This window comes from Frankia sp. AgKG'84/4, from assembly GCF_023242965.2.
Lineage (GTDB): Bacteria > Actinomycetota > Actinomycetes > Frankiales > Frankiaceae > Frankia.
In genome coordinates this window covers 1-6746 of sequence record NZ_JALKFU020000279.1, presented here as the reverse complement: position 1 = coordinate 6746, position 6746 = coordinate 1, and the positions used below count along the sequence as shown (strand labels likewise).

Genomic DNA, 6746 nt, shown 5'->3' with positions numbered 1-6746 from the left:
TGATCTGCCCGGCACTGATCTGCCCGGCACTGATCTGCCCGGCACTGATCTGCCCGGCACTGATCTGCCCGGCACTGATCTGCCCGGCACTGGTCTGCCCGGGACGGACGCCGCCCGCGCACCTGCGCGGGCGGCGTCCGTCCCCGTTCAGCTGGCGGCGTCCTTCAGGACTCCTCTGGAGATCACGAGCTGCTGGATCTGGCTCGTGCCCTCGTAGATGCGGAACAGTCGCGCGTCGCGGTAGAACCGCTCCACCGGCACACCCCGCATGTACCCGCTGCCGCCGTGGATCTGCACCGCGCGGTCCGCGATCCGCCCGACCGCCTCGGACGCGAAGTACTTGGCGCACGACGGGCCGATCCGCTGGTCGCTGCCGTCGTCGAACGCAGCGGCCACTTCCTTGACCAGGGCGCGCGCCGCGTACAGGTCGGTCACCGAGTCGGCCAGCAGGCCCTGGATGAGCTGGTGCTCACCGATCACCTTGCCGCCCTGGACCCGCGCCGACGCGTACGACACCGACTCGTCGACGAGGCGCTGCGACAGTCCGACGCACAGCGCGGCGATGTGGATCCGGCCGTGCGCCAGGCAGCGCATCGCCGTCACATAGCCGCGGCCCTCACCCTGCTCGCCGCCGATCAGCGTGTCCGCCGGAACGCGCATGTTGTCGAAGTAGACGTCCGCGGTCCAGGCGCCGGCCTGGCCCATCTTCGCGTCCTTCGGGGCCACGCTGAGGCCGGGGGTGTCCCGCTCGACCATGAAGGTGCTGATCCCGCGGCCGCCCGTGGAGCCTTCCTCGGACCGGGCGAACACCATGAAGACATCCGCGTTCGGCGCGTTCGTGATGTACCGCTTGGCGCCGTTGATGACCCACTCGTCACCGTCGCGCCGCGCGGTCGTGGCCAGGCCCGCCGGGTCCGAGCCGGCACCCTCCTCCGTCAGCGCGAAGGATGCCACCCACTCGCCCGACGCGATCTTGGGCAGGTACGCCTTCTTCTGCTCCTCGGTGGCGCCTTCGAGCAGCACGTGGCCGGCGATGCCGTTGTTCGTCCCGAACATGGAGCGGAAGGCCGGGGTGGTGTAGCCAAGCTCGAATACCAGGCGCGCCTCGTCGCTCATCGACAGCCCCAGGCCGCCATAGATCTCGGGAATCGCGAAACCAAACAGGCCCATATCCGCCGCGGCCACTCGCAGACGGTCCGGAATAACGTCGCCGGCTTCGATCTCTGACTCCGCCGGGACAACCTCATCCCGCACAAAACGGCGCACCGACGCGATTATCTCGTCGATCTCATTACTCACCCGACCGTCACCGCCCAAATCCAGTCCAAGAATGCCAGCGTCGACACCGCCGCGGCGCGGCACGGCCGAGAAATTCTCCCCCGACGTACCCGACCCGCAACAGACAGCAAATATCCCTCAAATCGTAATGGCCCACCGGGTGACCCGCAACCGGTCGGACTGTCCTTGATCGCGCCGTTCCGCACCGCACCCCACCCGAGTGGGCCCGGCGGCCCACTGTCCGACCGGGAACGATCTCGCGCGCCAGGCAAGCACGGACCCATCCTCCGCCGGCGTGATATCTATTACCTCTACCCATTTTGGTGGATTTACGGGGAGGTACTGTGCCGATACGTCCAGTTCGCCGGCATTCACTGACGGCGATGTCGGCACTGCTACTCGCGACCTCCTCGTGGGCGTGTTCGATCTATCAGACCTCCACGGCAGACAGGAATTGCCCTATCGACGTGCCCGGCGTCACCTCCCAGGAGGTGAAGGTCGGTGTGATCGTTCCGGATACCGGTCCGCTCAGCGCTGCGTTCAGCTCGACCCGGGCAGCCATCCAGGCCCGGATCTCCGCGGCCAACGCCGCGGGCGGGATCAACGGCCGACGCGTTGTGCTCGAGGTGCAGGACGACGGGTCAACCCCAGCCGGGAACCTCGTCGCGGCCCGGCAACTGGTCGACGACGGCGACGGGGACGTTTTCGGCGTGATCGAAATGTCCGCCACGGCCTCGGGCTCGGCTCAGTTCCTCGATACCGCCGGCGTGCCGGTGACCGGCGTGGCGGCCGAGTCGGAGTGGTCGCGCCACCGCAACATGTTCTCGACCAACTACGGCGCACTGGACCAGCACACGGCGGTCATCGGTCGGTTCGCCGCCAGCAGTGGCGGCACCCGGGCGATGATCATCCGAGAGGGCGCGAACCCGGCCTCGTCCGAGAGCAGCGACCAGCTGAGCGCGAGCTTCGCCTCGCAGAACATCCCGGTGGTCGCCGTCATCGACCACACCACCGGGTTCGTCTCGGCAGATCAGATCGCCGCGGCGGCGAAGGCGGCCAACGCCGACGTCCTCGCCTCCTCGGGAGCAGCCGACGTCCTCGCCTCCTCGGTGCAGGCCATCCGCCGAAACGGCGCAGAGGTCAAGACCGCGTTCGCGCTGTTCGGGTACGACGCCCGCCTGCTGCACGACTTCGGCCAGTCGATCGCCGGCCTCACCTTCGCGCTGGTCTTCAACCCGAACGCGCAGTCCCCCGCACAGACCGCCTACCGGACGACGATGAACCAGTTCGCGCCCGAGGTGAGCGATCCCGACGGAGCGACACAGCGAGAGGCCTACACGGAGGCCGACCTGTTCCTGCGCGGACTGGCCGTGGCCGGGCCCTGCCCCACCCGCAGCGCCTTCGTGAATGGGCTGCGTAAGGTCCGCGACTACGACGCCGACGGACTGCTCGCCGACCCCGTCGACCTGCGGACGACTAGCGGCGCGGTCATTCGGTGCAGGTACTTCCTCCGCGTCGCCCGCTCCGGGCAGTCCTTCGAGGTCGTGCCCGGCGGCGGCGGCCGGGACAAGTTGGAGTGGTGCGACAACGAGACCGGCGGCTGACCGGGCGAGGCTCGGCCCACCGCGACGAGGTTCCGAACGACGCACCCGTCAACAGAGCGTCACAATTTAGACGCGCTCTGGCGATGGGGCGCCACGGACCATCCCGCGCCACGGACGGCGCTCAGTTCACACTGGCATGAGGGCTTGGACCGGAGCGACGATCTCGCGACTGCCAGCAGAGAACACCGGAATCACGGCGTTCGCGCTGCCAGACGATCTCCCTGTGAGTCCAGTTCTTCCTTGACTCCCGCTCTTTGAAAGAAAGCGGTATTCCCCGGGGTTCATCGCGGCGCACTCAAGGTGCTGTCGGTCCCCTCGGACGGGCTCTCGTGATGCGGCCCGATGATCGACCGAGGACCGACGGGATGCGACCCGCAGACGAGGCGTCACCCCCGCCGGTTACGCACTTCTTGCCCCACAGACCTTCATCATGTTACCAAGCTACTTATCGTCTCGTCTGGGCCGGGTCGCGCGCCACGCCGCGCACGGCAGGTTCCGGCGCCGAGGATGCGTGACCGTCTCGGGCGCGCGACGAAGCGGAAAGAGGGCGTTGACGGGCTTGGCGGGACGGGGTGGTGCGGCCGTGCGACAGTCCGACCCGTCACCGTCACCCGACCGGCCCCCTTCACCCGCCAGGCCCTCTTCACCCGCGCGTGCCTCGTCGCCCGCCCGGACCTGGGCTCAGCGCGGAACCCGGACGCAGCACCGCACCTGGACACAGCGCCGCACCTGGACACAGCGCCGAATCCGGTCGCGGCGCCGAACGCAGGCACCCACGCCCCGGCTTCCCTTACCGTCAACCACGGACCGGGCCCGGCCTCGCCGGGTCGATCCCGACGTGGCGAAATAGGCCCGGCCGCCGCACGCGGTGCGCCGGGGCCGCCGGACCACCGGCGGAAGGACCCCGCCGGGCGAACCTGGCACCCTCGTACATCCGTACGACCGCGTACCACCCGCACGACCGGCGCCACCGCGCCAGACGAGGAGCTGGACACATGGGCAGGATCGCGCAGACCGACGGGCTCACCGAAGTCCAGGCCGACATCCTGGCGGCCGTGCGCACGTTCGTGGACAAGGAGATCCTTCCGAACGCGGGTGACCTCGAGCGCAAGGACGAGTACCCCGAAGAGATCATCAACCACATGAAGGACATGGGCCTGTTCGGGATCATGATCCCGGAGGAGTACGGCGGCCTCGGCGAGTCGCTGCTCACCTACGCCCTGGTCGTGGAGGAGATCGCGCGCGGCTGGATGAGCGTCTCCGGCGTGATCAACACCCACTTCATCGTCGCCTACCTCGTGCTCCAGCACGGCAGCGAGGAGCAGAAGGCCCGGCTGCTGCCGCGGATGGCGACCGGCGATGTCCGCGGCGCCTTCTCGATGAGCGAGCCCGGCTGCGGCTCCGACGTCTCCGCGATCACCACCAGGGCCACCCGCGACGGCGATGACTACGTCATCAACGGCCAGAAGATGTGGCTGACCAACGGTGCCCGCTCCGGCGTCGTCGCCACCCTGGTCAAGACCGACGAGGGCGCCGACTCGGTCTACAAGAACATGACCACGTTCCTGCTGGAGAAGGAGCCGGGCTTCGGCACCCACGAAGGGATCTCCATCCCCGGCAAGCTGGAGAAGCTCGGCTACAAGGGCGTCGAGACCACCGAGATGATCCTCGACGGCCACCGCGTGCCGGCGTCCGCGATCCTCGGCGGCGCCGACCAGGCCGGCCGCGGCTTCTACCAGATGATGGACGGCGTCGAGGTCGGCCGGGTCAACGTCGCCGCCCGCGCCTGCGGCATCATGATCCGCGCCTTCGAGCTCGGCATCGCCTACGCCCAGCAGCGCCGCACCTTCGGTCACCAGATCGCCGACCACCAGGCCATCGCCTTCAAGCTCGCCGAGATGGCCACCAAGGTCGAGGCCGGCCACCTGATGATGGTCAGCGCGGCGCGCAAGAAGGACAGCGGGCAGCGCAACGACGTCGAGGCCGGCATGGCGAAGTACCTGGCCAGCGAGTACTGCTACGAGGTCACCACCGACTCGTTCCGCATCCACGGCGGCTACGGCTACTCCAAGGAGTACGAGATCGAGCGCCTCTACCGCGAGGCGCCGTTCATGCTCATCGGCGAGGGCACCTCCGAGGTGCAGAAGCGCATCATCAGCCGGGCGCTGCTCAAGGACTACCGCCTGGGCGGCTGAGCGCCCCCGACCCCCCGCGACCCCAACGACGAGATCGAGGAGACTCATGCAGTTCGGCCGTTACTACGAGGAGTTCGAGGTCGGCGCCGTCTACAAGCACTGGCCCGGCAAGACGGTCACCGAGTACGACGACCATCTCTTCTGTCTCCTCACGATGAACCACCACCCGCTGCACCTCGACCTGAACTACGCCGAGAAGACGACGCAGTTCAAGCGGAACGTGGTCGTCGGGAACTACGTGTACTCGCTGCTGCTCGGCATGTCGGTCTCGGACGTGTCCGGCAAGGCGATCGCGAACCTCGAGGTCGAGTCGCTGCGCCACGTCGCCCCGGTCTTCCACGGCGACACCATCTACGGCGAGTCGACCGTTCTCGCCAAGGTCGAGTCGAAGAGCAAGGACGACCGCGGCATCGTCACCGTCGAGACTCGCGGCCACAACCAGGACGGCACCCTGGTCTGCATCTACCGCCGCAAGGTCATGGTGCCCAAGCGCGCCTACGGCGAGGCCCGCGGCGGCGAGCAGCCCGGCCGCCCCGAGCCCGCCCAGGCCTGATCCGCCACCGGCCGACCCGGGGGCGGGTCGGCCGGGAACTCTGCCGCTCGCGTGGGAGCGGGTGTTCCCGACTCTTCGACAGGGGTTGGCGCCCGCTTCGTCCCTGCGAAAGAGTCAGGTAGCTCGTCTCCCACGCAGCACCGCCCTCGCGCTCCGGCTGCGCCACGGCGGCTACGGCTTGCGCCAGACGGAGACGTGGAACGGGCTGCTGCCGGTGAAGGGCTCGCGCGTCCAGCCGGCCCAGCGCTCGGCCAGCGTCAGGCCGGCGAGGCGGCCCATCAGGTCCAGCTCGCTCGGCCAGGCGTAACGCAGCTCGACGGGGAAGGTACGGACCCCGCCCGGCCCGACGACAAGGCGCCGGCTGCGGACTCGCTGCGCGAGCGGATCGTGCAGCGCCGCATGGAGGTGGGTGACGTCCCCGAGAATCCGCTCGACCTCGACCCGCTGCCCGCGGTCGAACCGAGTGAGGTCCGGGACGAAGTTCTCCATCACGAACGACCCACCGGGCCGCAGCACGTCGGCCACCGCTTTGAAGCAGCGGACCTGCGCTTCCTGGTCGGGGAGTACGCAGAACGTGTTGAACACGACATAGACCAGACCGAAGGACTCGACGGGAAAGCCGATTTCGGCAAAATCGGCGACCTTGACATGAATGTCCGATCCACCGGGTTTCTCGCGTAGGCGGGCCGTCATTCGCGCCGAGGCATCGATTCCGGTGACCTTCGTTCCCCGCGCGGCCAGCGGCAGCGCGATCCGGCCGGTCCCGATACCAAGCTCCAGTGCCGGCCCCGCCCCGGCGCTCGCATGGAGGAAGTCGGCGGCCGCGTCGATCGCGACCTGCCGATCCGAGCCGGAGAACCAGTCATCATAGAGGTCAGCGATCGTGTCGCCGTATACCTCGGGGCCAAGGAATCCGTCGTCCATGAAAGGATTCCTATAGGAATCTCCGGACGACCGCACGCCATTAATCACCGGACGACCCCGAGTGTTCCGCGGCGCACCAAGATCCGAGTGTTCCGCGGCGCACCAAGATCCGAGTGTTCCGCGGCGCACCAAGATCCGAGTGTTCCGCGGCGCACCAAGATCCGAGTGTTCCGCGGCGCACCAAGATCCGAG

The 6746-nt window shown here is 68.3% G+C and carries 6 protein-coding genes; 4 read left to right on the top strand and 2 right to left on the bottom strand.

Going from position 1 to position 6746, the window contains the following annotated elements:
- Positions 1-4 precede the first annotated feature (4 nt).
- The gene (locus MXD58_RS31170; RefSeq protein ID WP_374616239.1) at positions 5-217 is read left to right on the top strand and encodes a pentapeptide repeat-containing protein; all 213 of its coding nucleotides are present in this window, start codon (positions 5-7) and stop codon (positions 215-217) included.
- Here MXD58_RS31170 and MXD58_RS16810 read toward each other — a convergent pair.
- Positions 148-1287 (bottom strand): acyl-CoA dehydrogenase family protein, encoded by a 1140-nt coding sequence (locus tag MXD58_RS16810; RefSeq protein ID WP_374616238.1) that lies wholly within the window; start codon positions 1285-1287, stop codon positions 148-150. The genes MXD58_RS31170 and MXD58_RS16810 overlap by 70 nt on opposite strands.
- A gap of 374 nt (positions 1288-1661) precedes the next feature.
- Between MXD58_RS16810 and MXD58_RS16805 the strand changes: the two genes are divergently transcribed.
- The 3 genes from MXD58_RS16805 (at position 1662) to MXD58_RS16795 (ending at position 5630) form a co-directional block, all read left to right on the top strand.
- A complete protein-coding gene (locus tag MXD58_RS16805) occupies positions 1662-2882 on the top strand; it encodes an ABC transporter substrate-binding protein (protein WP_284678471.1) in 1221 nt (406 codons plus the stop codon).
- Between the two features lie 995 nt (positions 2883-3877).
- The gene (locus tag MXD58_RS16800) at positions 3878-5077 is read left to right on the top strand and encodes an acyl-CoA dehydrogenase family protein (RefSeq protein ID WP_248841426.1); all 1200 of its coding nucleotides are present in this window, start codon (positions 3878-3880) and stop codon (positions 5075-5077) included.
- Positions 5078-5123: 46 nt separating this feature from the next.
- Positions 5124-5630, top strand: a complete 507-nt coding sequence (locus MXD58_RS16795; RefSeq protein WP_248841425.1) for a MaoC family dehydratase — start codon at positions 5124-5126, stop codon at positions 5628-5630.
- A gap of 171 nt (positions 5631-5801) precedes the next feature.
- On the opposite strand, the gene MXD58_RS16790 is transcribed toward MXD58_RS16795, so the two are convergent.
- Entirely contained in the window at positions 5802-6554 is a 753-nt protein-coding gene (locus MXD58_RS16790) for a class I SAM-dependent DNA methyltransferase (RefSeq protein ID WP_248841424.1), read from the bottom strand.
- Positions 6555-6746: the final 192 nt, after the last annotated feature.

Excerpts from the sequence above, each read along its gene's own strand:
- MXD58_RS16805 (WP_284678471.1), top strand. The coding sequence starts at position 1,662 with ATGTCGGCACTGCTACTCGCGACCTCCTCGTGGGCGTGTTCGATCTAT.
- MXD58_RS16790 (WP_248841424.1), bottom strand. The coding sequence starts at position 6,554 with ATGGACGACGGATTCCTTGGCCCCGAGGTATACGGCGACACGATCGCT.
- MXD58_RS16800 (WP_248841426.1), top strand. The coding sequence starts at position 3,878 with ATGGGCAGGATCGCGCAGACCGACGGGCTCACCGAAGTCCAGGCCGAC.
- MXD58_RS16795 (WP_248841425.1), top strand. The coding sequence starts at position 5,124 with ATGCAGTTCGGCCGTTACTACGAGGAGTTCGAGGTCGGCGCCGTCTAC.